Source organism: Thermostichus lividus PCC 6715 (genome assembly GCF_002754935.1).
Classification (GTDB): Bacteria; Cyanobacteriota; Cyanobacteriia; order Thermosynechococcales; family Thermosynechococcaceae; genus Thermosynechococcus; species Thermosynechococcus lividus.
Window position 1 is genome coordinate 1785121 of sequence record NZ_CP018092.1, and the last position, 23366, is coordinate 1808486.

The following is a 23366-nucleotide window of genomic DNA, read 5'->3' on the forward strand; positions in this document are numbered from 1 at the left end:
TACCTACGGCGGCAGGGGCACCGATCGCGCCGTTAGTTGATCCCCCAAACGGGTTAACTCTGTCCCTGCACCCGCCAACAGGAGACGATCCCCAGCCATTAACTTACAGTCCGGCGCAGGCTGAGAGAGGAGGGTTCCCTCCCGGCGTAACGCACGAATGGTCACAGTGTCTGGTAAGTGCAGATCGGCAATGGTCAGATGCCGCTCATTGATTTGACTGGGCAACATCAACCACAGAAACGATGTTTCGCCCTGAGGCACACTCACAGTGCCGCTAATCAGCGATTCAAAGGCTTTTAGCTCTGAGGGCTGGCCGATGATCAACAGGCGATCGCCCGCTTCTAGGCAGGTTTCACCACTAGGATAATCTACCTCTGTGCCATCTTGACGCACAATGGCCAGCAGCGTTACGCCAGTGAGCTGACGCAGTTGGATTTCCGCCAAGCTCATTCCCCTCACCGGCGAATCATCAGGGAGCAGGTACCAGCGACTGTTCATGTCCTGTGCTGCTTGGCGCAATAACCGTGCTGTTTTATCTGGCGAGGTATCGCCCCGCAAGTTTTCATAGTGGCTTTCACGCACCTGTTGCACCTGTTGCTGGATAGCACGCTCACCCATGCCAAAGGTAAAGAACAGGTGGGCGGCTAGTTCCAAACTGGCTTCAAACTCCGGCTGCACAACTTCCCGTGCCCCCAACTGGTAGAGCAGTTCAATATCGCGATCGCTATTGGCACGGACAATGACATCCAGCTCCGGCGCAAACTCAAGGGCACGCTTCAAACACAGGCGGGTAGTCATACTATCCGGCAGGGCGATCGCCATCCCTAGGGCTGCTTCCACCCCAGCCTTTGCCAGAATCGTGGCACTGGCTGCATTCCCATAGATATAAGGCAACTCCGCAGCTTTCACCTCATTGATGACACTCTCACTTTGCTCAATCACCAGAACCGGGTACTGTTGGTTTTGCAGCAGCGTGACCAAGCTTTTACCCACTCGACCATAGCCACAGACAATCACGTGATTGCGTTGGGGCAACTCCCCTAAATCCATCCCCAAAATCTCGTCCTCCTTGAGGACTTGCCGCAACCATGGTAAGTCTAACAGCAGCGGCACCAATTTCAGCAAAAAGGGTGTAACGACCAAGGTCACCGCCGTTGTGCCCAACGTCAGAAGGTAAACTTGCTGAGACACTAACCCTAGCCCCCGCCCCGCCGTCAGCAGCACAAAAGAAAACTCCCCAATTTGCGCCAAGCCAATCCCCGCCAGCAGTGAGGTTTTCCACGTATAGCCAAAGAGCTTCACAATCGGGGTTGTAATTAAAAACTTACCGACAATCACCAAGCTCACCAATTCAATGATCAGATCCAGATGCTGCCAGAGAAAGATAGGATCAATGAGCATCCCAATTGAGGCAAAAAAGAGGGTTGTAAAAATATCCCGAATCGATTCCACGTAGTCAAGGGTTTGGTCAGCGTACTCCACCTCAGAAATCATCAAACCGGCAATAAACGCGCCAATTTCAATCGATAGACCCAAATACTCCGTAAGCAGCGCAATCCCCAGACACAGCGCCACCACCCCCAACAAAAACAATTCCCGACTTTCGGTTTTCGCCAGCAGGCGCAGCAGGGGAGGCAATAGCCAAATCCCCGCCACCACCGCTCCCACGGCAATCAGGCCAATGGTTAGCACAGCTTCTCCCACCGCCCAGCCCAACTCCTCAAGGGGCTTATCCAAGGCAGGTAACACGGCCACCATTAGCCCTACCGCCAGATCCTGCACCACTAACATCCCCAGCATAATCTGGCCTTGCAGGGATTCTAACTCGTTGCGATCCATCAAGCTGCGCAGTACCACTGCGGTTGAGGACAACGACAGCACTGCCCCCAAAAAGATTCCCTGACTGGCAGAGGTCACCCAACCCACCCCCACCGAAATCAACGTTGTAACGGCGATCGTCAGCAGAATTTGCAACGTGCCACCGCCTAAGCTAATGCCCTGTACCTTTTTAATTTCACCCAGGGAAAAGCTAACCCCCAAGGCAAAGAGCAAGAATGCGACCCCTAACTGCGCCAAGGCTTCAACTTGGGGGACTTCCCGCAGCAGCCCAAGCCCCGTTGGCCCCACCAGCATTCCAGCGAGCAGGTAGCCAAGGAGAATAGGCTGTCGTAGCAAGGCCGCCAGCACCCCACCCACCGCCGCTGCCCCCAGCACAACACCGAGGTCAATGACGAGGCGAAAGTCTTCATTCATCCAAGGGTTCCTAAGGGATCAAGTCTAACAGTTGTAAGACCGCGGCAAAGCTCTCAGTATATAGCACATCCTGCCCCCAGCGTTGCAGTTCTTGGCTCAGGAGCAGCTCAGCAGTCTGATCCGTTAAGGGAGTCACATGGTAGGTACGGCACATCTGAGCACTGCCGCCCGATTCCATGCGCATGCAGCCACGTGTCTCCGAGCAAATAATCGTACAACAATCTGCCTCTGGATTGCTAGAGGTGAGTTTGAGATCAATTAAGTCCCCCAGAACCAAACCGCTGTCGCCGGTGGGAATGCCTGCTAACTCTGCTTTAATCAGCCGCTCATCTGAACCCACCAGTTCAATGTGGTAGAGGTCATAGTCGCCACTTTCGAGGGTGACGCGACGGGGTTGCCACTGTAAGCGGGACGCCAGCCACCCCAGATACATTAATGCTTGGGCAGGATTGCCTTTTTCGTAGTCAATCACGACCTGATCAATCTCCTTGACCGCTAGCCGTCGTTCCGGTGGGTCAAAGGCTTCAGCCGCTAATTCTTGCCATGCCCCAGTCGCCGCCAGTTTAGATCGGTAATTGGCAATCCTTGCTGCAATAGGTCAGCAAGGGTACGAAATGTGCTAGTGGGCACCAGAAACTCACTAGAGTCAACAATAATCCGGCTAAATTTGGGGGCAAGGGTTTGAAACAGATCAAGGTTATGTTGCAAATCCCCTTTCCACCAGAGGAAGCGGGGTAAGTCGCGAATGACCAAGGACTGCAAGAGTGGCTCAACCCGCGCAAAGGCGGCATGGGTTCCCTTAAGGGTAATGTACTCGCAGCAGATCAGGGAACTGCGGACTTTTTTGTTAATGGGACAGTAGGCGGCCACTTGGGCGGTAATACCCGTATCGTCGCCAAGGGTTGGGCACAGGGCAATGACGCGACAGGGATTTTGACTGGCGATCGCGTCGGCAACACTGCCACCGCGCACATCCATGGCATAGCGATCCGGACGAGTCATTCCTTTAGCCGCTTGGGCAGCATATTCCTGCTGTAGGATCTGGCGTAGCTCAGGGGACGGTCGGCCGGTAATGGGCAACCCGTAATCTTTTTGCGCCGATCGCAGGGCTGCTTGCATCCGCGGCCCCAGAATACCATCAATTGGACCGCTGTAGTAGCCCAAAGCGGCAAGAAGTTGTTGCGTATCGTCCGCTTCGTAAACAACGAGGGTAAACGTTGTAGCTCGCACTGCTGCAGGGGCATTGCCATCTCCCCCATGGCTGACCCAGATTTGGCTGAGGCTGTGTTCAATATCATCAAGGGAGACATCAACTGGATCTTGAAGGGCGACAAGGGGCGTAGATTCGCTGGACATAACTGAAGTACCTGTATTACGTCGATTCGATTGATTAAGGAGTGCCTAGGGGGTGAGCCTTTTACATGCCTATGATTTCTATGATGCGTAATTTGGCCGCCATCTATCCTACAGGCGTCGCCAGCGACGACCGTCAGCGTTAATCATCGCTTCGGCGGCATCCGGATCCCATGTCCCCGCTTCGTAGGTGGGAATTAACGCCGGATCGCTAGGCGCCTCCCAAGCGCTCAGGACGGGCATCACCACCTGCCATGCCGCTTCCACTTCATCTGCGCGGGTAAAGAGGGTTTGATCCCCAAGCATACAGTCTAGTAACAGGCGGGCGTAGGCATCAGCAGTGGCCATACCAAAGGACGCCCCATAGCTAAAGTCCATTTCCACCGTGCGCGATCGCAAGTCAGCACCGGGCATTTTGGCCTCAAAGCGTAGGGCAATGCCCTCGTTGGGCTGGATGCGCATGGTCAGGATGTTCGGGTTCGTCTGGCGCGCCGCTGACTGAAAAATCAAGAGGGGGACTTGGCGAAATTGAATCGAAATTTCCGTTACCTTTTTTGCAAGGCGTTTGCCGGTGCGCAAATAAAAGGGCACCCCCTGCCAGCGCCAGTTATCAATGAGCAGCTTCAAGGCGACGTAGGTCGGGGTGGTGGAGGTGGCACTGACTCCCGGCTCTTCGCGGTAGCCCACCACGGGCTTACCCTTCATCCACCCAGCACGGTATTGCCCCCGCACCGCACAGGCATCAAGGTTATCGAGATTTGCCAGCCGAGTGGCCTGTAGCACCTTCACCTTTTCGTTGCGAAGGCTGTCGGCATCAAGGGCATTGGGGGGTTCCATCGCCGTCAGTGCGAGTAGTTGGAGCATGTGGTTTTGCACCATATCCCGCAGGGCACCAGAGGTTTCGTAGTAGCCTGCCCGGTCTTCTACACCAACGGTTTCGGCCACGGTAATCTGGACATGATCGACGTACTGCCGATTCCAAAGTGGCTCAAAAATCGCATTGGCAAAGCGAAACACCATCAGGTTTTGGACGGTTTCTTTCCCTAGGTAGTGGTCAATACGATAGACCTGCTCTTCTTTACAAACGGACTGCACCACTTGGTTGAGGGACTGGGCAGAGGTGAGATCGCGACCAAAGGGCTTTTCAATGACTAGTCGCCGCTTTTGGGGGTTGGCTAACAGCCCTGCCGCCCCAAGTTGCTGAATGCCTTCCACAAAAAAGTTAGGAGACACTGCAAGGTAAAAAACATAGTTTCCGCGGGTCTGCCGCTTTTCGTCGAGATCCGCAAGCAAGCCCTTAAGTTTGCTATAGGTGTTCGGATCGTCCATATTCCCGGCACAGTAGTAAAGCCCTTGGGCAAACTCCTGCCAGAGGGGTTCCGCTTGGATGCCGCCGCCAAATTCCTCCACTCCCTTGCGCAGGTGCTCCCGGAAATAGTCGTCACTCCAGTCCCGACGGGCAACGCCAACAACAGTGATCTCGGCAGGCAGGCGGTGTTCTAACTTGAGTTGATAAATCGAGGGAATCAGTTTGCGTTGGGTGAGGTCGCCAGTCGCGCCAAAAATCACCAAAATAAGTGGCTCTGGGGTGCGTTCTTGACGTAAGCCTACCCGCAGCGGATTTTCAAACAGCGTGACCATGAGTTAAACCTGTAGGACAGTTGTGTTGGCATCGGCTTGCTGAATAAAGGATTCCACGAGTTCTACATTCTGCTGACTGCCGATAATGAGGGGGGTGCGCATGTGCAGATGGTTGGGCACAATATCCAAAAGGGGCTGAGTGCCATTGCTGGCTTTGCCTCCCGCTTGCTCCACTAAAAAGGCAATGGGGGCAGATTCGTAGAGCAGCCGCAGTTTACCCTCGGGATTTTTCTGGGTGCCGGGATAAAGAAAAACCCCTCCCTGCATAAGAATGCGGTGGATGTCTCCCACTAAGGCACCGCTATAGCGGGCACTGTACCCCGGCTGGCGATGGACATGGCGGACATAATTGCGAATGGATTCATCCCATGCCCAGAAGTTGCCTTCGTTAACGCTATAGATGGAACCGCTGGCAGGCATTTGTAGGTTTTCAATGGCGAGGATAAATTCCCCTAGGCTGGGATCTAAGACAAACACATGGGTGCCCTTGCCAATGGAATAGACCAGCATGGTACTTGGGCCATAGAGAATGTAGCCCGCTGCAATTTGCTTGTGGCCGTTTTGGAGTAAATCTGCGGCATTGCCATCCAGATCATTCCCCTCTTGCTGGCGAATCGCAAAGATGGAGCCAACGTTGAGGTTGATATCCACGTTGGAAGAGCCATCTAAGGGATCGTACAGGAGGGTATAGCGACCGATGGGACAGTTTTCAGGAATGTAGTAGGGCGTTGCCATTTCTTCTGAGGCAAGGCGGCAGACTAAGCCACTTTGCTTGAAGACGGAAATAAATACTTCGTTGGCGTAGAGATCCATTTTCTTGACATCTTCGCCCTGAACATTCACTGCCCCTGTAAATCCGAGTACTCCCTCCATTAAGCCAGCACGGCTAAGGCGGCGGGCAATGAGCTTCCCTGCTAGGGCAATCCGATTCATGAGGGCGCTGAGGTCTTGGGCAGCAGCATCAAAACTTTGCAGTTGCTGCAAGACGTGACGAGATAGGGTACGACAATCGCGATCAAGAGTTTGTTCGTGGGTGTCGGTTGGGGATTCGGCCATGAGACCCTCCCTACGTGGAGATGCATCTAGCCCCCATCGTAAAAGTTATTTTTCAGGAGAATGTAACTCTTTAGAACAACTAAAGATTCTGTGGGCTTACGACGGCGATGGCGTGCCCTCATCCCCAACCCTTCTCCCCAAGGAGAAGGGAGCTAAGAGTCTTGTGCCCTCTCCTTTGCGAGAGGGCTAGGGTGAGCTTCCTTAAGGGTGCCTGCACCCACTACACTGTAAGTGATGAGTTCGTCAGGCAATGTGGGCTTGGCCTTCTGTTGTGGGGGCGATCGCCCAAGTAGTGAGGTAAACCATGATTGAAACGATCGCCACGGGAATTTGGGCATTTTCGGCGCTTGGCTTAATTGTACTAGTGCTACTCCATAGTCCTAAGGGGGATGGCTTGGGAGGGATTGGTGGTCAGGCGCAGTTATTTACCAGCACCAAAAGCGCTGAGACAACGCTTAATCGTGCCACTTGGACTTTAACGGTACTGTTTATGGCGCTGACGGTTGCCCTGAGTGCAGGGTGGCTGCGGTCACCATAGCCACTAGAGTCTAGGTATTTGAGAGTTCATCGAGGGATAACCATGGCCACAGCCACGTGGAATAACGTCATTCTTGCCCAGAGCGATCGCTACGAAGTGGTGGAAGGCAACATCTATTTTCCGCCGGACGCTTTGCATCAGGAGTATTTCCAGCCCAGTGATACCCATACGGTGTGCGGCTGGAAAGGAACCGCCAGCTACTACCATGTTGTAGTAAACGGCAAGACCAATCGGGATGCGGCGTGGTATTACCCCGATCCCAAGCCAGCGGCGGCCAATATTAAGGGGTATGTGGCGTTTTGGCGGGGAGTGCAAGTCACCCGCTAGTTTGGCGAAGCTCCGCTGAGGGGAGGAATGCCAGCACGGTCCAAAATTTTAGGAATCAGATCCTCGCGGCGCACGGCCATCAGGTGAATGCCTTGGCACAGCGATCGCGCCTGTTGGATGTGCTCTGCCGCAATGGTGATGCCTTCATCAAGGGGGTCAGTTGCCGCTGCGAGGCGATCGATAAGATGCTGAGGGATAGAGGCACCCGGCACCGCCCGGTTAATAAACGCTGCATTCTTGGCAGACTTCAGCAGAAAAATCCCCGCTAAAATCGGTCGTTCACAGCCGGCAGCCACTTGGGTCATAAACTTTTCGAGGCGATCGAAATCCGTAATTAACTGGGTTTGGAAAAACTGCGCCCCCGCCTTTAGCTTCTTTTCAAAGCGTTGCTGCAACCCTGACCAGCTTGGGGACTGGGGATCCAACGCCGCACCTGTAAAAAACTGGCTGGCACCGTCGGGCAGCGGACGGTGCTCGCTATCCATCCCCTGATTCAGTTGCTGGATGAGGTGGAGTAACCGCACCGACTCCAGATCAAACACAGGGCGGGCGTGGGGATGATCCCCAGCTTTTACGGGATCCCCTGTCAATGCCAGCAGATTGCGAATACCGAGGGTGGCAATGCCCATTAAATCTGCCTGTAGGGCAATGCGGTTGCGATCGCGACAGGCCAGTTGGCAAATAGGTTCTAAGCCGTGCTGTTGCAGTAAATAGGCCGCAGCCCACGAACTCATCCGCAGTACCGCTCGGCTGCCATCGGTCACATTCACGGCGTGGACTCGCCCGCGCAGGTGTGCCGCTTGGCGCAGCATTGCTGCTGGGTTGGTGCCCTTGGGAGGACACACCTCTGCTGTAATTAAAAAATCACCCCGCTGGCAGGCAGCTTGGAAAGACGAAACACTCAAGAGAGGTTAGACACAATGCGACTAGGCCACTATGATACCCGCAATGGGGCGCTAGGATTCCTTTAGGTTTCGACCTGCCGTGGCTTTTTACTGCGCCACAGCAGCCGAATCGGTGTGCCTTGAAAGCCGAGTTGCTTGCGTACTTGGCTTTCAATATAGCGGCGGTAGTTCTCCTTAAACAGTTTGGCATCGTTGACAAAAATGGCGATCGCTGGGGGTTGGGTGGCCACCTGGGTTGCATAATAAATTTTGCCTTGACGACCTTGGCGGGTGGCGGGGGGCTGTGCCAGCGCAGGGCATCTTGAATCACCTCATTCACCACTGCCGTACTGACGCGGCGGCGGTGTTGCTCAACCGCTGCATCCACCGCTGTAAAAATTTTATCGAGACGCTGCCCTGTCTTGGCGCTAATAAAGAGTGCCTCCGCCCAGTCCAAAAAGTTGAGCCGTCGGTAGAGGCGATCGCGATAGGTATTGATGGTGTAGGTATCCTTCTCAGCCACTGCATCCCACTTGTTCATAATTAGAACACAGGCCCGCCCCTGATCCGCAATGTGCCCTGCCAAGCGTTGATCCTGCTCGGTAATCTCCTCTAGGGCATCCAACACCAGCAGCACCACATCCGAGCGATGAATGGCCTTAAAGGCGCGGTGCACACTAAACATTTCCGGCCCATATGCCACACTGCTCCGCTTGCGAATTCCCGCTGTATCAATGAAGCGGTAGTACACACCGTTGCGTTCAATCACCGTATCAATGGTGTCGCGAGTGGTGCCGGAAATAGGACTCACAATGGCGCGATCGCTACCAATGAGAGCATTGAGGAGACTCGACTTACCGACATTCGGGCGACCGGCAATAGCCACTTGAATCTCCGTGGGGGTTTGGGGAGCCGTTTCTACGGGCAGATAGGTAATTAACTGATCGAGGAGATCGCCGGTACCGCTGCCGTGGATACTCGAGACCGGATAGGGTTCCCCCAGCCCTAGCGACCAAAACTCTGCCGCCTGCACCTGTCCCATCTGGCGCGATTCACACTTATTGACCGCCACCAAGATCGGCAGCGATAGTTGCCGCAACCATCTAGCAATATCATGGTCTAAGGCGGTGGGTCCGGTCTGTCCATCCACCACAAAAATTGCTGCGGTGGCTTCCTGTAGTGCCAGTTCCGCTTGCTGACGAATTAGAGGCAGAAACTCACTGTCATCGTCAAATACCAAGCCCCCCGTATCCACCACCAGAAATTCCCGATCTTGCCAAAAAAACAGGGCGATAGGTGCGATCGCGCGTCACCCCCGGCGCATCATGAACAATGGCATCTCGCTCCCCCGCCAAGCGATTGACGAATGTAGATTTGCCGACATTGGGGCGACCAACAACAGCAACAATAGGTAATGACATAGCAATGACTCCACAGCCAAGAATGGGATTTTCAAGACCGTTGCGTTCATGTCTAGCCCGTACTGCTGAGGATGGTTTAGAGAGGGCATTCACGGTCAAGATAGGTGTCTGCCAAGGCAGCAAATTCGCACTAACGAAAAAAGGCGATAGGGGAGCGAGGTATTGCTGTGCTCCCCTGCACCGCCATGCACAGGATAGGATGGTTGATTAAGTCTTGAACGACGCTTGAGAGCCAGTCAGCCCCTAGAGTCCCAGCTGATTACCGCGCTTATACTGCTGGTAGGCAGCAAAAAATAAGCCTGCTAAGGTGACCGGAATTAACCCCAAAACAATCCCACACAGTAACGGCTCAATCATGATGGTTGTTTGACCTTTGCACAATACATGAACTCCATCCCTCACGATACACTAAATTTACGGGGTCTTACGGCCTACGTTAGGGAGTTAACGTATCAACTCTCTCATCTGGGAACTCTCCCCGGTGTTCTCCTACCGTCTCACCCGATGCGCTTGATCGTCGCTCCTACGGTTCTCCCTAGAGGTGTGTATCGTTCCCCATGGCTCAGCGTCCACTGTCCCAATTTCTCAAGTTTTTGTTGCCTGCAACGATCGCTCTGGTAGCCATTCTTGGGCCGATTTATCTGGCACAGCGCAGGGATGCCATTGAAGATCTTCAACTTCGAGAAGAGGCCAAGGTTGAGCGGGGTGCCTTTACTTTAACGAATTATATAAATTTACTGATCACTGAAGTACAAATTTTGGCGGCAACCCATGACGTAAAGTATTTTTTAGCCCTCAAGCAGGGTCACGGAAGCCCCTCGGCAATAGATGCCTTAGATCACGCCCGCTCCCTGCAAGCCATTGAAGATGACCTGTACAATTTTTTGCGGCAAAAGCGAATCTACGATCGCCTGTACCTATTCGATCTAACGGGACATCTTAGACTGAATATTGCCCTGAGTCATGACTTTAATCGCCGCTTAAGCAATGACACTCCCTCGTCGGAGTTACAGAAAATCTACTGGCCAGTCATTCGTCAATTAGAACGGGATGAGGCCTTTATTTCCCCGTTTGACATTGATATTGACAAAAATCAACCCCACATTGCCCCCACGCCCATTTTGTATTTGGCTGCACCGGTCTATACCCGCGATCAACAACGTGTTGGGTTTTTGGTGCTGCGATATGATGCCAACCATTTACTGCATATCCTCATGAACACTTGTCAGGGGGTGTACGGCAGTTGCCTATTAGTAAACGATCAAGGGTATTGGTTACTGGCAGAGCGCACGAGCGATGAATGGGGCTTCCGCTACCCAGAGCGGCAGGGTTCCACCGTGGGGGCTATGTTTCCAGAATTATGGCAGCGGATGCGTACTCAAACGCTTGGCCGGTTCATCAGTGATGATGGCCTCTTTGCCTTTCACCAGGTTTTACCTCTGAAAGTCAACCATTACTCGGTCAACCTGACAAATAACGGTGCGATCGCCGAGCGCGACTATCGTCTATGGGTGATTTCCCGCGTTTCCCCTCACATTCTGGCTCAGCAACTAACACCAATTCATCTACAGTTCCTATTCCTATTTATTGTTCTATGGCTGTCAGCAGGGATCGGCATTTTTATGATTACCAGTAATCGTCATCGCCAATTCTTGCTCAATCAGCGACTTGCAGCTAGTGAGGTTCGGTTTCGTACGGTCAGTGACATGGCACCTGTAGGTATTTTCACCGCCGATGCTGAGGGCAAACTGACCTATGCTAACAAAACATTCCTGAAGATGCTGGCTGTTGAGCCAAATGAGACTGCGGCGATCGCTTGGCAACAGTTTCTTCATCGGGAAGATCGGCTATCTGTTATCGCCGCTTGGCAGTATGCGATCGCCCAACAGCGACCCTTCAAAAAGCAGTTTCGGCTGCTCGATAGGGATAGTCAAGTCTCTTGGGTGAATGCTCAAGCCATTCCCACCTTTGAAGAGGGGGTGTTCACCGGTTTTGTTGGCACTTGGCAAGATATTTCGCAAATGATGCAGCAGCAGCAACTGCTAGAGGCCGCCCGCCATGCTGCTGAAGACGCAAGCCGTGCCAAGAGCGAGTTTTTGGCCACTATGAGCCATGAAATTCGCACGCCTATGAATGCCATCATTGGCCTAACTGGGTTGCTGCTGGATACCCCCCTTACCCCTCAGCAACAGGAATTCTTAAATACCATTCGCCTGAGTGGTGATGCGCTACTCACCATCATTAATGATATTCTCGATTTTTCCAAAATTGAATCCGGCACACTGGAGCTAGAAGCCTATCCCTTTAACCTGCGCACCTGTGTTGAGGATGTGCTGGACTTAATGGCCAACCGTGCCTTAGAGCGGAAAGTGGAACTCATTGCCCACATTGACCCAGAGGTTCCGGTTCATGTCATTGGCGACATGGGGCGACTGCGGCAAATTCTGGTTAATTTACTCAGCAACGGTGTGAAGTTTACCGAGCATGGCAACCTTATTTTGTCTGTAAAGCCTTTCGGGCAAGGCAAGCTGGGCGATCGCTACGAGTTTTTATTTGCTATTCAAGATACGGGGGTGGGCATTACACCTCAAGGGGTACAGCGACTGTTTAAGCCCTTTAGCCAAGTGGATGCCTCGATTACCCGCCACTATGGTGGCACAGGGTTGGGGCTGGTGATCTGTCAGCGGCTGGTGGAGCGCATGCAGGGGCGCATTTGGTTGGAAAGTAAAAGTCAAGGGTCAGCCTTAGCCATAGGTGGGAATCCACCGCCTCACTATGAGTCCATTCCCATACCAGAAACGGGTTCAGTGTTTTACTTTACGGTGCAGCTTCTGCTCAACCCAAATGGGGCCAAAATTACCCCGATGGATGGCTCTCTCCTGCAAAACCGTCGTGTGCTAATTGTGGATGATAATGCCACTAATCGACAGATTTTAGCCTTGCAAACCCGTAACTGGCAAATGCAGCCCCTTGTGGCGGAAAGCGGTGCCGCTGCCCTATCCTTACTGCAAACGAATGCTGCCATGGATGTGGCAATTTTAGATTTACAAATGCCGGAGATGGATGGCGTAACGCTGGCACGACAGATTCGCCAAGTCCATCAGCAATTACCAATTATTCTGCTGACGTCGCTAGGATGTTCCCTCAGTCTTGAAGAGACTCAACTATTTACAAGGCTGATTAGTAAACCAGTGAAACAGTCCACCCTTTACAATGTCCTCAACGACTTGTTTAGTGACTCTCCCATTCTCTCCATAGCAACACCCAAACAGTTTTCAACTCAAGCCCTCAAGGCAGATTTACCCCCCTTGCGTATCTTGGTTGCTGAAGACAATAAGGTCAACCAGATGGTGGCATTGCGTATCCTCGAAAAAATCGGCTACCGTGGCGACATTGCGGCCAACGGCCTAGAGGTGTTGGATGCGGTGAAGCGACAGCCCTATGATGTCATTTTAATGGATATGCAAATGCCGGAAATGGATGGGTTGACCGCCACGCGGGAGGTGATCCGGCTCTACGAAACCCTAGCTCAGCCGCGACCACGGATTATTGCCATGACCGCCAATGCTATGGAGAGCGATCGCCAACTCTGTTTAGAGGCTGGGATGGACGATTATGTCAGTAAACCCATCAGTCTGGAAGAACTCGTCCGCGCCCTGCGGCAGTGTACTCCCCTCGTCAACGCTACCACCGCTGGTTAGGGTGATTCCGATGTGGCAGCAACTCACCACGGAAGTGGCTCCGGCGGACTTTGTGGCTCAGGTTCGAGCGCTCTACCCCCAAGCCGGCGCATCTACCGCCCAACTGTTGTGGCAGCGGGGCATCCGACGGGAGGAGGTCGCTGCCTTTTTAGATTGGCAAGCGTATTGCCCGACCTCCCCTTTTGAGTTTCCAGAGATGTCTGTGGCTATGGCGCGGTTACAGCAGGCACGCCAGCAGCAGGAGAAAATTGCCATCTGGGGGGATTTTGATGCCGACGGCGTGACCGCAACGGCGGTTCTTTGGGAGGGTCTCTATCATTTTTTTGGTCAACAACTAGCGGGCTACTACATCCCTAATCGCCTGCAGGAGTCCCATGGTCTTTCGGCAAAAGGATTGCAACAGCTCAAGCAGCAGGGGGTTTCCCTAGTCATTACCTGCGACACTGGTTGCACCAACCACGCAGAAATTGCCTTTGCTCGCACCCTAGGGATTGAGGTTATTGTCACCGATCACCATACCCTTGCGCTGAAACCTCTGGGTGCGGTTGCCTTAATTAACCCGCGGCAGTTGCCCCCAGAGCATCCCCTGCGCCCGTTATCGGGGGTGGCAGTGGCCTACAAGTTTGTTGAGGCGGTCTATGAGACATGGCCGCAACACCCAGCAGTGCCTCTGGAGTCCTTACTGGATTTAGTGGCGATTGGTCTGATTACCGATTTGGTGGAGTTGCGTGCCGAGGCGCGGTATTTGGCGCAGCGAGGGCTAGAGGTGCTTGCCAAGACACCACGGCCTGGCCTCAACGCACTATTGGCAACGTGTCGGCGGCAGGGAAATCGGGTTACGGATATTAGTTTTGGCATTGGTCCGCGCATTAATGCTGTCAGTCGGGTGGCCGGGAATGTGAAGCCGCTGATTGAACTCCTGACGACCCTCGATCCGCAGCACGCCCAGAATATTGCCAATGCCGTTGAACAGGCCAATAATAGTCGGCGGCAGCTCCAAGGGGCGATCGCCACCGAGGCACATAAGAAGGTGGCTCAACTGGATCTGTCAACAGCGCGGGTGATTGTCTTAACCGATGAAAATTGGTCTGCTGGCATTCTTGGCATTGTGGCCAATGAGTTAGTGACCACCTATGGTCGTCCGGCCATTTTGCTGCGTACGGATCCCCAGACTGGCATGGCCACTGGTTCAGCTCGGTCAGGGGGCACCGTGGATCTCTACGAGGCACTGCGGACTCAGCAACACCTGTTTGTCCATTTTGGCGGCCACCCCTACGCGGTGGGGTTTAGCCTGAAAACGGCTGATATTCCTGCCCTCACAGCGGCGCTGAATGATTACCTCCTCCACCAGCAAGGCACAGCCACGGCGATCGCCCAGCCCCTCACCATTGACCTAGAGGTTCCCCTGTCGGCATTGGGGATGCCTCTGTTCAAGGAGCTGCAGCTACTAGAGCCGTTTGGCTTAGGCAATCCTCAACCCCGTTTGTTCGTCCGTGGGGTAGCGATCCAGAACCCCAAAGAGTATCGGGCTAAACATCAGTCTCTCGTCTATACACGGTTCGATTTAGTCGAGCCACAGACAGCAGTCCGCTTTCCAGCAGTATGGTGGCGCCATCGGGTCAGCGATTGTCCAGCAACGACCTGTGATGTTGTCCTAGAGCTTGAAGAATGGAACGGCAGGATAACAGCTAACCTTGTGGCGCTCCGACCCAGTGCAGCCAATACCATTACTCCTGCACCCGTTGAGTTAATCTATGACTTTCGCGATCGCCCTGAGGCAGCACCGCAGACTGGCCTGCGGGTAGAAACGTGCCCCACCTCTGCGGCGGCATGGAAACACTGGGTTGATTGCGCACAGGCACAGCAACAGCCCTTGATTTTGGCCTACACTGCGCCAGCAGAGCTAGACCCCCTCTCCCTGTGGCAGACTCTCGTGACACGCTTCAAAGTCGCAAGTCAGCAGCAAGGCCCCCTAGAGCGCAGCCACCTCTTAGCCGAGTTGGAGTTAGACGAGGCCTGTTTCAGGAGCGCCCTCGCGGTGTTCAACACCTTAGGGGTTGAGGTGCACGAGCAGGGAGAGGTGTTAGTCTGTCGTTGGCCACAGCACCCCCACCCTTCCCCAGACACTGCCCCAGCCCTAGAGGCATTTTTGGCGGCGATCGCCGAGCAACAGTTTCGTCGCCGCTATTTTGCCCAAGCACCGCTTCAGTGTTTGCAGCGCTATGGAAGGGGTTGAAAATAGGCCTGCACAAGGTTTTGATAAAAGCCCAGCACCCGCTTATCCTTAAAGACCGCTGGCACCCGTGCAAAGGCCGCTCGGGAAATAATTGCATATTCGGGGATGGCCAAAACAGCCGTGTCATTGAGGTGATAGTTCGGCCAAAAGTACGGCGTGAGATGGGCAAATTTTTGTAAAATTTGGGCGATTTCAGCGGTGGCAACCTCCATGGCCTTATCTGTGGTGGGAGCACCATTAAAAAAAATCGGTAGGGGCAAGGGGCCACCGTCGTAGCGGAATGTTTGAATTTCGCCAAAGATAAAGCTGTGAATAACGTGGGCGGCATTGTTTAGGGAGGATAAATCGGTGTGTCGCGTGGGGATCAACACCACATCACTGGCATAGAGGGCACTCTTGCTGAGAAACAACCAAGAACTAGGGCAGTCCAGCAAAATATAGTCGTAGCGATCGCGCAGGGGCTGCAACACCTCTCGCAGGCGGGTAATAGGCGGGGTGCCCGCTTGCATCGCCTGAATGAGAACACTCTGGAGTTGGGGAGCCGCCGGAATCACATCAAAAATATGGGCAGATTTAATACGGCTACCGCTGCGCAGGCGCAGATCAAAGGAACGCACCGCGGCAGTGATGGGTAGGCTGGGGTCTTGAATACAACTGGCCAGTGTGGTCGCTGTTGGACTGAGTTCCAAGGAGCGGCTGAGATCCCCTTGAGGGTCACAATCCACCAGTAACACGGCTTCATCCGCCACCGCTAGGGTTGCGCCTAAATTAATGGTGGTCGTTGTTTTGCCCACTCCCCCCTTATGGTTATAGATACACACAGTGGTTGCTCGCTGGGGATGCTGGAGACAGGCACGGAGGTCTGCGACAATGCCGTCGATGCGATCGCCCCTCAGTTCAAAATTGGGAGTGGCGGGATACACAAGGTGGCCATGACGTTGAAACAATTGCAAATGCCGGGCATTGGTGACCAGCCCCCATGTCGTTTGGCGGCAGTGCTCCCCTGCTAAAAGGTGCCGTAGTTGGCTGAGGGCACGGGTTTGGTGTGCCGACCCCTCCTCTAGGCTCAGGGTTACCGTTTGGCTCGGGGTATTGCGAGAGCGGCGGGCAGGAGCCTTAATTTCCACAATGAGATCAGGGTGTCGCCGTTCTTGGTCAAAGGCTGGGCGATCTTTGCTGGGGAAGCGAGCTGCAATATCGGCAATCCCTGTGCCGGTATCAAAGCAGGTGATGCGATCGCCCGGTCCGAAACCAAGGAGCGTTAGTAATGGATGAATAAAATTGTGGTCAATAACCGCTTCACAGGTTTCATCGCTGCTAATTTGCTGCCACTGCGATCGCAAACGGGAAATATCCAAGGGTCATCTAAACCTCCGAGATACCCCGGTCAACTACGCGCCGGGACGACATAGAGGCAGTGCCGTCGCACCCGCCTTTTACTAATTGTAATAACTGCTAGTTTGAACCCAAAATGGGCATGACCGCAAAACTGTTAGTTAAAACTGAATGGTAATTACAATTGTGTCAGTGTAAAGCTGTTGGCGGCACCGCTGCTGAGGCGAATGGTGACAGGGGCTTGAACATCGGTACACACAAACAAAAACCGTCCGGTGGCATCATTGGGGGCGGCGTCAAAGGAACTGTAGGCACCAAAGTTAAGGCCGGTAACGCTACTGATCGTGCAGTTTGCCAACACCCTGCTGGCGATGAGCGTACTACCTATCGCTGCACCAACAATCACCGTCGATAAACTACACTGCGAGAACAGAAACATGGCTGATAAGGGGGCATGATTCTTGCTGTTTGCGGTGGGGTCGTTCATAATGCTTGCGCAGAGGGTCGAGGGAGAATGGTGGGATTTGTTACAACTGCTGCCCTAAAGCCCACGCGCTTTAGCCGTGGAAGTATGTCAATCCCTAGCTCAGCCTCTAGTGAACTAACCCTCTCCAATCATACCCGTCAGGGTTAGATAGAGAGGATCAAAAAAGGATAGGAGCTTGTGGGAGTAAGCACAACAGCGATGTACGACTGTATTATTGTTGGCGGTGGGCCAGCGGGCGGTGCAGCTGCCTATCACCTTGCGCAGCGGGGGCGATCGGTCTTGGTGTTGGAAAAATGCCCACTGCCGCGCTCTAAGCCCTGCACTGGTGGGGTCTCACCCGCAGTGGCGCAGTGGTTTGACTTTGACTTTAGCCCTGCCATCGTGGAGACCACCCGTACAGTTCGCTACACATGGAAGCTAGAGGATGCCGTAGAGCGGGAACTGAATATTCCAGACCCCATTTGGATTGTGCAGCGGTCTGTGTTTGATCACTTTCTGTTGCAGCAAGGGCAACGGTTAGGGGTAACGGTCTGCGATAACACCACGGTGACGGGGATTGACTTTACAGGCGATCACTGGTCGGTGCATACGCCAACTGCGGCCTATCGGGCGGCCTATGTGATCGCTGCCGATGGTGCGAACAGTCAAATGGCGCAATGGCTAGGTTTTAAGCCAAAGGTGGTTCGTACCGCAGCGGTGATGACCGTGCCCAATGAGGGGGGCGATCGCGCCGTGCATTTTGAATTTGGTCTGGTCAAAAATGGTTTTCTTTGGAGCTTTCCCAGCGGCGAGTTGCGCACCGTAGGGGTAGGGGTGTTACGGGGGGGCGATCGCACTGATTGGGAACCCGTGTTGCAGCAGTACTGCGCCGCCCATAACCTAGCAATGGCAAACAGCCACGTTCAGTACCATCCCCTCTGTGTGTGGGAAGGGGCACAGCCCTTGCACACTCAGCACGCCCTTTTAGTAGGGGAAGCAGCGGGTTTAGTGGATCCCTTTTCCGCAGAGGGCATTCGTCCGGCGCTCTACAGTGGCATGTGTGCAGCAGAAGCCATTGATGCGGCCTTAGCAGGAGACCCGACCGCGCTGCCCAACTATAGCCAACGCCTCCAGAACGAGTGGGGCACCGATCTAGCGTGGGCACAACGCCTCGCCGGACTCTTTCATCGGATGCCCGGTGTGGGATACCGTTTAGCCATGAAACGTCCCTCCGCCACTCGGCGACTGGGGCAGGTGCTCTGCGGTGAGCTGCGCTACCGCGATATTGCGGCTAATGCCATGAAGCGTCTGAGCACTGCCTTTATCCCCGGACGTTAGGGGGAACAGCTCTCAAGGTGCAACTGCCGACGGGTCACCCGCTGTAACACTAGCGATCGCCCACTGGCGACTTCCAGTAAGTGCAGGCAGTGTTCAGGCCGCAAGAAGGTGCCATCATTGCGGCACACGCCTTTATAGATTAAACGTAGGGTTGGCCAATGGGGTTGCTCTGGGGTAAGGGCAATCTCGAGGAGGCGATCGCGCAGGTTAATGATCTTCGATTTGCCGGATTTAGTGGTTAATTCGTAGGGCACCTCAGCGGTCGCTCGCAGGGTCTGTAGAACCTCCTCCCACTCCGGCAGGGAACACTCGTCTGGGGCGCAAATCAGCAGTTCGTAAGTGGCGGCCACAAGGGCTTGGCTGGCAGCAGGCGCGCTCAAAGGCACCACCTCACAGCGATAAAGGGGTAACTCTGGCGGTAGCTGCTGCCGCAACTGGCTGAGGACAACCTCTGGATCAACCGCTTGGTGAAATTCAAGATCCACAAGTTCACCTTCACTGGCCATCCCCAGGGGCAAGGCACTGGCGGTGGCAATGCGCGGTGCAGGATGAAACCCACCACTAAAGGCAATCGGTAGCTGAGCACGGCGCACGGCTCGCTCCAGCAGCCGTAGCAGATCAAGATGGCTGATGAGGGTCATGCTGCCCACTTTGCCAAAGGTGAGGCGGAGGCGTTGAACCCGCTCCTGAGGAGGACGGCACTGCTCTTGAATCGCAGGAATGGGGGGCGGTGGCACCACAACATTATGGCCAAAGTCAAGGCCACACACGCCACAGTGGGAGCAGCCAGCAAAGGAACAATCAGGAACCACAACTGCGGCGAGGGCACGCTGGAGATCCTCTTTGAGCCACGCTTTGCTAATGCCAGTGTCAATGTGATCCCAAGGGAGGGGCGCATCCAAGGCGGCAGCTTCGCCACTAAAGACATTCCACTCCCCGGCTTCGAGTTGGCGGTATTTCCAATCTAGCCCTGCCTCGGCGATCGCTTGCGTCCAGGCGGCATAGGCACGATCTAGGCTTTCCCACCATGAATCTTCGCGCGCCCCTAACTCCCATGCGCGGCGGATCACTGCCCCAAGTTGGCGATCGCCGCGACCGACAAAGTCCTCCATCGCAGAGATGCGCACATCGGTAAAGTTGACCTTGAGGCCGCGAATGGTGCGGAACTCCGCCTTCAGGAGCGCCTGCTTACGCTCAAACTCAGCCGTGGAGACCGCATGCCACTGAAAAGGTGTGTGGGGCTTGGGGGTAAAGTTAGAGATCGTCAGATGAAAATTCAGGGGTTTGCGGCCTTTCATCCAGCATTCTCGTTTGAGCCAGCGGATGGTTTCAGCAATGCCAAGCACATCGGCATCGGTTTCCCCGGGCAGGCCAATCATAAAATAGAGCTTGACTTTGTCCCACCCCTGCTCGTAAGCGGTTTTGACCCCCCGCAGCAACTCTTCATTAGTTAGCCCCTTATTGATGATGTCCCGCAGTCGTTGCGTTCCTGCCTCCGGGGCAAAGGTTAAGCTACTCTGGCGGGTGCCGCCGACAATGTGGGCAATGTTTTCGTCAAAGCGATCCACCCGCTGGCTGGGTAATGACAAGGAGATCTGCTCATGCCGGAGGCGATTTTTAATTTCGACCCCCACTGCGGGCAGGGCTAAATAATCGGAACAACTTAACGAAAGCAGCGAAAAACTCGTTATAACCGGTTGCTCGCATCCCGGTTTCAATGGCGGCAATCACCTCATCTGGAGCCACATCCCGGGCAGGACGGGTGAGCATCCCCGGTTGGCAAAACCGACAGCCCCGGGTACAGCCGCGGCGAATTTCCACCGTCAGGCGATCGTGCACCGTCTCGACGTAGGGCACCAAGCCAACGGCATAGGCGGGTAGAGGGGTAGCCACGCGGCGCAAAATCCGTTCTGGAACATCGGCACGATTGGGGACAACGGCACCATCCGGTTGGCGATCGTAGAACTGGGGGACATAAACCCCCGGCACTTGCGCTAGGTCTAATAGAGTCTCTTGGCGGCTGAGACCGGCGCGCTTCGCGTCTGCCACCACTAGGCCAATTTCCGGTAGCAGTTCCTCGCCGTCCCCAAGGGCAAAGAAATCAAAAAAATCAGCGTAGGGTTCTGGGTTGGAGGTGGCGGTTTGCCCGCCGGCAAAGATCAGGGGTATCTCGGTGGTGTGTTGCCGCTCAGCCCACGTCAGGGGTAGCCCAGCTAAATCCAACATTTCTAGGATATTGGTTGCCCCCAATTCGTAGCTAAGGCTAAAGCCAATCAGGTCAAAGTCCGCCAGCGGGCGGCGGGACTCAACAGCAAACAGCGGTGTTTGGGTGGTACGCAGTTTTTGCGCCAGATCCGCAGCGGGTAAGTAGGCGCGATCGCAAAGCTGATCGGGCACCGTATTGAGAATGTTGTAAAGAATAATGTGCCCAAGGTTGGAGGCACCGACTTCATAGATTTCTGGGTAGCTGAGTACCCAGCGAACCGTGGCCGCGTCCCAAGGTTTACGCACTGCCCCCAATTCATTGCCCAGATAGCGGGCGGGCTTGAGAATATCAGTACTCAGCAGTTCAGCAACGGGAATAGCCATAGTTTAAGACCAACTCAGAAGGGGCTAGGGCAGTAAAAAACGAGCATCGCCAGTGGGCTGGGGGCGCGGTGGCTCCGCTGGAGTGAGCAGGGTGGCTCCGCCCGGCTGGGGGATAGGGGGCAACACAGAACCAGAGGGATTCCTAGGCACCGGCTGTGGTAGCACCTCCGTTTGGGGGAGTTGGGGTGTGGTCGTGGGTAACCCCGCCTGTCGGGCATAGAAGGCCGTTAGGGTGTTAACCAAGGCTTGGCGCTGCTGGCGGTTCAATTGGCGAATGGCCGCCACATCCTGCTCCATCGGGTTTGTGGTTAAGTAGGTTCGCCCCGGGTAGGTTTCCGGGCGTAGGACATCATTGACCCCGAGGTAGTCCGCTAGGGAAATCAACCAATCAAAGCGAGATAGGGGCGATCGCCCTTTTACGGTAGTGTGATAGACAATAAACCGCTCTAAAAGGGTACTTTCCGGCGCCGGGCGGCGGTTATCTTGGCGGATATAGTGATTTGCTTTCGGAAAATCGGGCAGTTCTGGGTAGAGGGCTTCAGCCACTTGGCGCGGATTGATCAGAAGTTGTGCACCTGTAGCCGGTGGAGCAGGCTGCGATCGCACCGAGATAGCGCCAAACCACAGACCCACCAAGAGCCAGCCCAGCCCTAGACCCGCAAAAAAATGACCCCACCGCCGCCTGCTCATGCCATACCTCCAAGATTCCTGCGCAAGGGTGGTCTTAATCTGCCAGTAACTCGGGCTGGGCAATTTCATCCGACATTTCAATGATGGCACGGATCACTGGCTTCAGCGGCAGATCATCAAAGTCCTCGGAGGCGTCTAACCCTCGCCGCTGTTTGGCACGGTTGGCAATCTGCACCGTAATGCGGTAGCGATTGGACGAGTGCTGGATCAATTGCTCGGCACGGCGCATAATATCCGAGGCAGAATAGTTCAAGCGTTTTTGCATGGGGTAACTCCTTAATGGTTTTGGTTCACCGGGATCCTAGGCCATTGCTCGTGGTTTCATCCTCGGCAACGGGTTGGATAATCCCACCCCCCAAAAGGCGATCGCCCTCATACCAGACCGCCGCTTGGCCGGGGGTCACCCCAAACTGGGGATCTGCAAACACTAATTTTACTTGTTCAGGGTCAGCGGTGGGCAGAACCGTCACCGGCACCGCTGGGGTGCGATAGCGAATTTGCACCTCTACCTTGAGGGGATATTGCGGGGGGGCAATGGATACCCAGTTCACTCGCGCCACGGTACATTCCCCGCGCACAGCACTGGCGCGATCGCCAACAATCACCCGGTTATGCACCCGATCCAGCGCCACAACGTACAGGGGTTCCGCCGCCGCAATCCCCAACCCCTTCCGCTGACCAATGGTGTAATGATGGATACCCTGATGATGCCCGAGGACACGTCCGCTCAGGTCCACAACCTCCCCAGGGGTGGGTGGCAGATACTGCTCTAAAAATTGGCGCATCGAACCGTGTGCCTCAATCAGACATAGATCTTGGCTGTCCGGTTTGGTGGCGGTGTGCAGGCCGTACTGCGCCGCAAGGGCACGGGTTTGATCTTTGGTTTGGCTCCCCAAGGGAAACAGGACATGGGCAAGAATCTCTTGGGGCAGATCGTAGAGAAAGTAGCTCTGATCCTTGTGGCGATCCACCGCCCGCCAGAGTTCGTAGCGATCGCTATTGGGGTTATAGCGCACCTGGGCGTAGTGACCGGTGGCGATAGTGTCAATCCCTAATTCAGCACGGCTGTAAGCTAGCATCGGCCCAAACTTGACCATGCGGTTGCACTGGGAGCAGGGCAAAGGGGTAATGCCACTGGCATAGCCGCTAACCAAATAGTCCACAATGTATTTTTCAAAGATTTCGCGGCTGTCAACAATGTGGTGCGCTACCCCCAACTCCTCGCACAGCCGTGCCGCATCCACCAGCCCCTCAGAGCAGCACTGTCCTTTACCCTTCATCAGCCATAGGGTTAACCCCACCACCGGATAGCCCTGTTGCTTCAAGGAGGCGATCGCCACAGAGCTATCGACCCCTCCCGACAAACCAACCACAACCGCTGCTAATCCTGACATTGTTAAGATTCACAAAAAATACCCCTCTTTTAGCCTAGCATTCTCTTTTCAGCGGCGGCAGAGGCGCACCATCAGCTATAATCAATAGGCAAGGTTGGCGAGTAATCGCCGCTTGAGTATTTAGGTAGAGCGATTCATGAGTTC

15 protein-coding genes and 3 pseudogenes are annotated in these 23366 nt (G+C 54.6%); 5 read left to right on the forward strand and 13 right to left on the reverse strand.

Annotated elements, in window-relative coordinates; translation table 11 throughout:
- Nucleotides 1-3 precede the first annotated feature (3 nt).
- The 4 genes and pseudogenes from BRW62_RS08900 to fbp form a co-directional block, all read right to left on the reverse strand.
- Nucleotides 4-2253 carry a cation:proton antiporter domain-containing protein gene (locus BRW62_RS08900; protein WP_099799136.1) on the reverse strand — a complete coding sequence of 750 codons (2250 nt, stop codon included), beginning with the start codon at nt 2251-2253 and terminating at the stop codon, nt 4-6.
- Between the two features lie 10 nt (nt 2254-2263).
- A pseudogene (gene opcA, locus BRW62_RS15270) lies at nt 2264-3609 on the reverse strand (glucose-6-phosphate dehydrogenase assembly protein OpcA).
- Nucleotides 3610-3717: 108 nt separating this feature from the next.
- Nucleotides 3718-5247, reverse strand: coding sequence for a glucose-6-phosphate dehydrogenase (zwf, locus tag BRW62_RS08910; RefSeq protein WP_099799137.1), 1530 nt, complete (start codon nt 5245-5247; stop codon nt 3718-3720).
- Between the two features lie 3 nt (nt 5248-5250).
- Nucleotides 5251-6303 carry a class 1 fructose-bisphosphatase gene (fbp, locus tag BRW62_RS08915; RefSeq protein WP_099799138.1) on the reverse strand — a complete coding sequence of 351 codons (1053 nt, stop codon included), beginning with the start codon at nt 6301-6303 and terminating at the stop codon, nt 5251-5253.
- Between the two features lie 304 nt (nt 6304-6607).
- Here fbp and secG point away from each other — a divergent pair, with 304 nt between their 5' ends.
- Entirely contained in the window at nt 6608-6841 is a 234-nt protein-coding gene (secG, locus tag BRW62_RS08920) for a preprotein translocase subunit SecG (protein WP_099799139.1), read from the forward strand.
- Nucleotides 6842-6883: 42 nt separating this feature from the next.
- Nucleotides 6884-7168: a DUF427 domain-containing protein gene (locus tag BRW62_RS08925; RefSeq protein ID WP_099799140.1), complete on the forward strand. Its 285-nt coding sequence runs from the start codon at nt 6884-6886 to the stop codon at nt 7166-7168.
- On the opposite strand, the gene BRW62_RS08930 is transcribed toward BRW62_RS08925, so the two are convergent.
- From BRW62_RS08930 to petG, 3 genes and pseudogenes are all read right to left on the reverse strand, one after another.
- Nucleotides 7165-8073, reverse strand: coding sequence for a methylenetetrahydrofolate reductase (locus tag BRW62_RS08930; RefSeq protein WP_099799141.1), 909 nt, complete (start codon nt 8071-8073; stop codon nt 7165-7167). The genes BRW62_RS08925 and BRW62_RS08930 overlap by 4 nt on opposite strands.
- 62 nt (nt 8074-8135) lie before the next feature.
- Nucleotides 8136-9473 (reverse strand): annotated as a pseudogene (der, locus tag BRW62_RS08935) (ribosome biogenesis GTPase Der).
- Nucleotides 9474-9716: 243 nt separating this feature from the next.
- Complete coding sequence (gene petG, locus BRW62_RS08940; protein WP_099799905.1) at nt 9717-9830, reverse strand: cytochrome b6-f complex subunit V; 114 nt, start codon at nt 9828-9830, stop codon at nt 9717-9719.
- 200 nt (nt 9831-10030) lie between these two features.
- Here petG and BRW62_RS08945 point away from each other — a divergent pair, with 200 nt between their 5' ends.
- Together BRW62_RS08945 and recJ are read left to right on the forward strand one after the other, a co-directional pair.
- A complete protein-coding gene (locus tag BRW62_RS08945; RefSeq protein ID WP_099799142.1) occupies nt 10031-13174 on the forward strand; it encodes a response regulator in 3144 nt (1047 codons plus the stop codon).
- Nucleotides 13175-13184: 10 nt separating this feature from the next.
- Entirely contained in the window at nt 13185-15410 is a 2226-nt protein-coding gene (gene recJ, locus BRW62_RS08950) for a single-stranded-DNA-specific exonuclease RecJ (RefSeq protein WP_198405973.1), read from the forward strand.
- Here recJ and BRW62_RS08955 read toward each other — a convergent pair.
- Entirely contained in the window at nt 15395-16768 is a 1374-nt protein-coding gene (locus tag BRW62_RS08955; RefSeq protein WP_198405974.1) for a ParA family protein, read from the reverse strand. The two genes, recJ and BRW62_RS08955, sit on opposite strands and share 16 nt — an antisense overlap.
- Before the next feature lie 155 nt (nt 16769-16923).
- Nucleotides 16924-17184 (reverse strand): spore coat protein U domain-containing protein, encoded by a 261-nt coding sequence (locus BRW62_RS08960; RefSeq protein WP_157768346.1) that lies wholly within the window; start codon nt 17182-17184, stop codon nt 16924-16926.
- A 246-nt stretch (nt 17185-17430) separates the two neighbouring features.
- Here BRW62_RS08960 and BRW62_RS08965 point away from each other — a divergent pair, with 246 nt between their 5' ends.
- Complete coding sequence (locus BRW62_RS08965) at nt 17431-18549, forward strand: geranylgeranyl reductase family protein (protein ID WP_099799145.1); 1119 nt, start codon at nt 17431-17433, stop codon at nt 18547-18549.
- On the opposite strand, the pseudogene BRW62_RS15275 reads toward BRW62_RS08965, so the two are convergent.
- The 4 genes and pseudogenes from BRW62_RS15275 to mnmA all read right to left on the reverse strand — a co-directional run bounded on the left by BRW62_RS15275 (nt 18546) and on the right by mnmA (nt 23222).
- Nucleotides 18546-21138: pseudogene (locus BRW62_RS15275) on the reverse strand (TIGR03960 family B12-binding radical SAM protein). The gene BRW62_RS08965 and the pseudogene BRW62_RS15275 sit on opposite strands and share 4 nt — an antisense overlap.
- Before the next feature lie 24 nt (nt 21139-21162).
- Nucleotides 21163-21828: a hypothetical protein gene (locus BRW62_RS08975; protein ID WP_198405975.1), complete on the reverse strand. Its 666-nt coding sequence runs from the start codon at nt 21826-21828 to the stop codon at nt 21163-21165.
- Between the two features lie 34 nt (nt 21829-21862).
- Nucleotides 21863-22093 carry a DNA-directed RNA polymerase subunit omega gene (locus tag BRW62_RS08980; protein WP_099799146.1) on the reverse strand — a complete coding sequence of 77 codons (231 nt, stop codon included), beginning with the start codon at nt 22091-22093 and terminating at the stop codon, nt 21863-21865.
- A 25-nt stretch (nt 22094-22118) separates the two neighbouring features.
- Nucleotides 22119-23222, reverse strand: a complete 1104-nt coding sequence (gene mnmA / locus BRW62_RS08985; protein ID WP_099799147.1) for a tRNA 2-thiouridine(34) synthase MnmA — start codon at nt 23220-23222, stop codon at nt 22119-22121.
- Nucleotides 23223-23366 lie beyond the last annotated feature (144 nt).

What these genes read in the sequence shown, in the direction of transcription:
- BRW62_RS08900 (WP_099799136.1), bottom strand. Translation starts at nt 2,253, where the DNA reads ATGAATGAAGACTTTCGCCTCGTCATTGACCTCGGTGTTGTGCTGGGG.
- zwf (WP_099799137.1), bottom strand. Translation starts at nt 5,247, where the DNA reads ATGGTCACGCTGTTTGAAAATCCGCTGCGGGTAGGCTTACGTCAAGAA.
- fbp (WP_099799138.1), bottom strand. Translation starts at nt 6,303, where the DNA reads ATGGCCGAATCCCCAACCGACACCCACGAACAAACTCTTGATCGCGAT.
- secG (WP_099799139.1), top strand. Translation starts at nt 6,608, where the DNA reads ATGATTGAAACGATCGCCACGGGAATTTGGGCATTTTCGGCGCTTGGC.
- BRW62_RS08925 (WP_099799140.1), top strand. Translation starts at nt 6,884, where the DNA reads ATGGCCACAGCCACGTGGAATAACGTCATTCTTGCCCAGAGCGATCGC.
- petG (WP_099799905.1), bottom strand. Translation starts at nt 9,830, where the DNA reads ATGATTGAGCCGTTACTGTGTGGGATTGTTTTGGGGTTAATTCCGGTC.
- BRW62_RS08945 (WP_099799142.1), top strand. Translation starts at nt 10,031, where the DNA reads ATGGCTCAGCGTCCACTGTCCCAATTTCTCAAGTTTTTGTTGCCTGCA.
- recJ (WP_198405973.1), top strand. Translation starts at nt 13,185, where the DNA reads ATGTGGCAGCAACTCACCACGGAAGTGGCTCCGGCGGACTTTGTGGCT.
- BRW62_RS08960 (WP_157768346.1), bottom strand. Translation starts at nt 17,184, where the DNA reads ATGTTTCTGTTCTCGCAGTGTAGTTTATCGACGGTGATTGTTGGTGCA.
- BRW62_RS08965 (WP_099799145.1), top strand. Translation starts at nt 17,431, where the DNA reads ATGTACGACTGTATTATTGTTGGCGGTGGGCCAGCGGGCGGTGCAGCT.
- BRW62_RS08975 (WP_198405975.1), bottom strand. Translation starts at nt 21,828, where the DNA reads ATGAGCAGGCGGCGGTGGGGTCATTTTTTTGCGGGTCTAGGGCTGGGC.
- BRW62_RS08980 (WP_099799146.1), bottom strand. Translation starts at nt 22,093, where the DNA reads ATGCAAAAACGCTTGAACTATTCTGCCTCGGATATTATGCGCCGTGCC.
- mnmA (WP_099799147.1), bottom strand. Translation starts at nt 23,222, where the DNA reads ATGTCAGGATTAGCAGCGGTTGTGGTTGGTTTGTCGGGAGGGGTCGAT.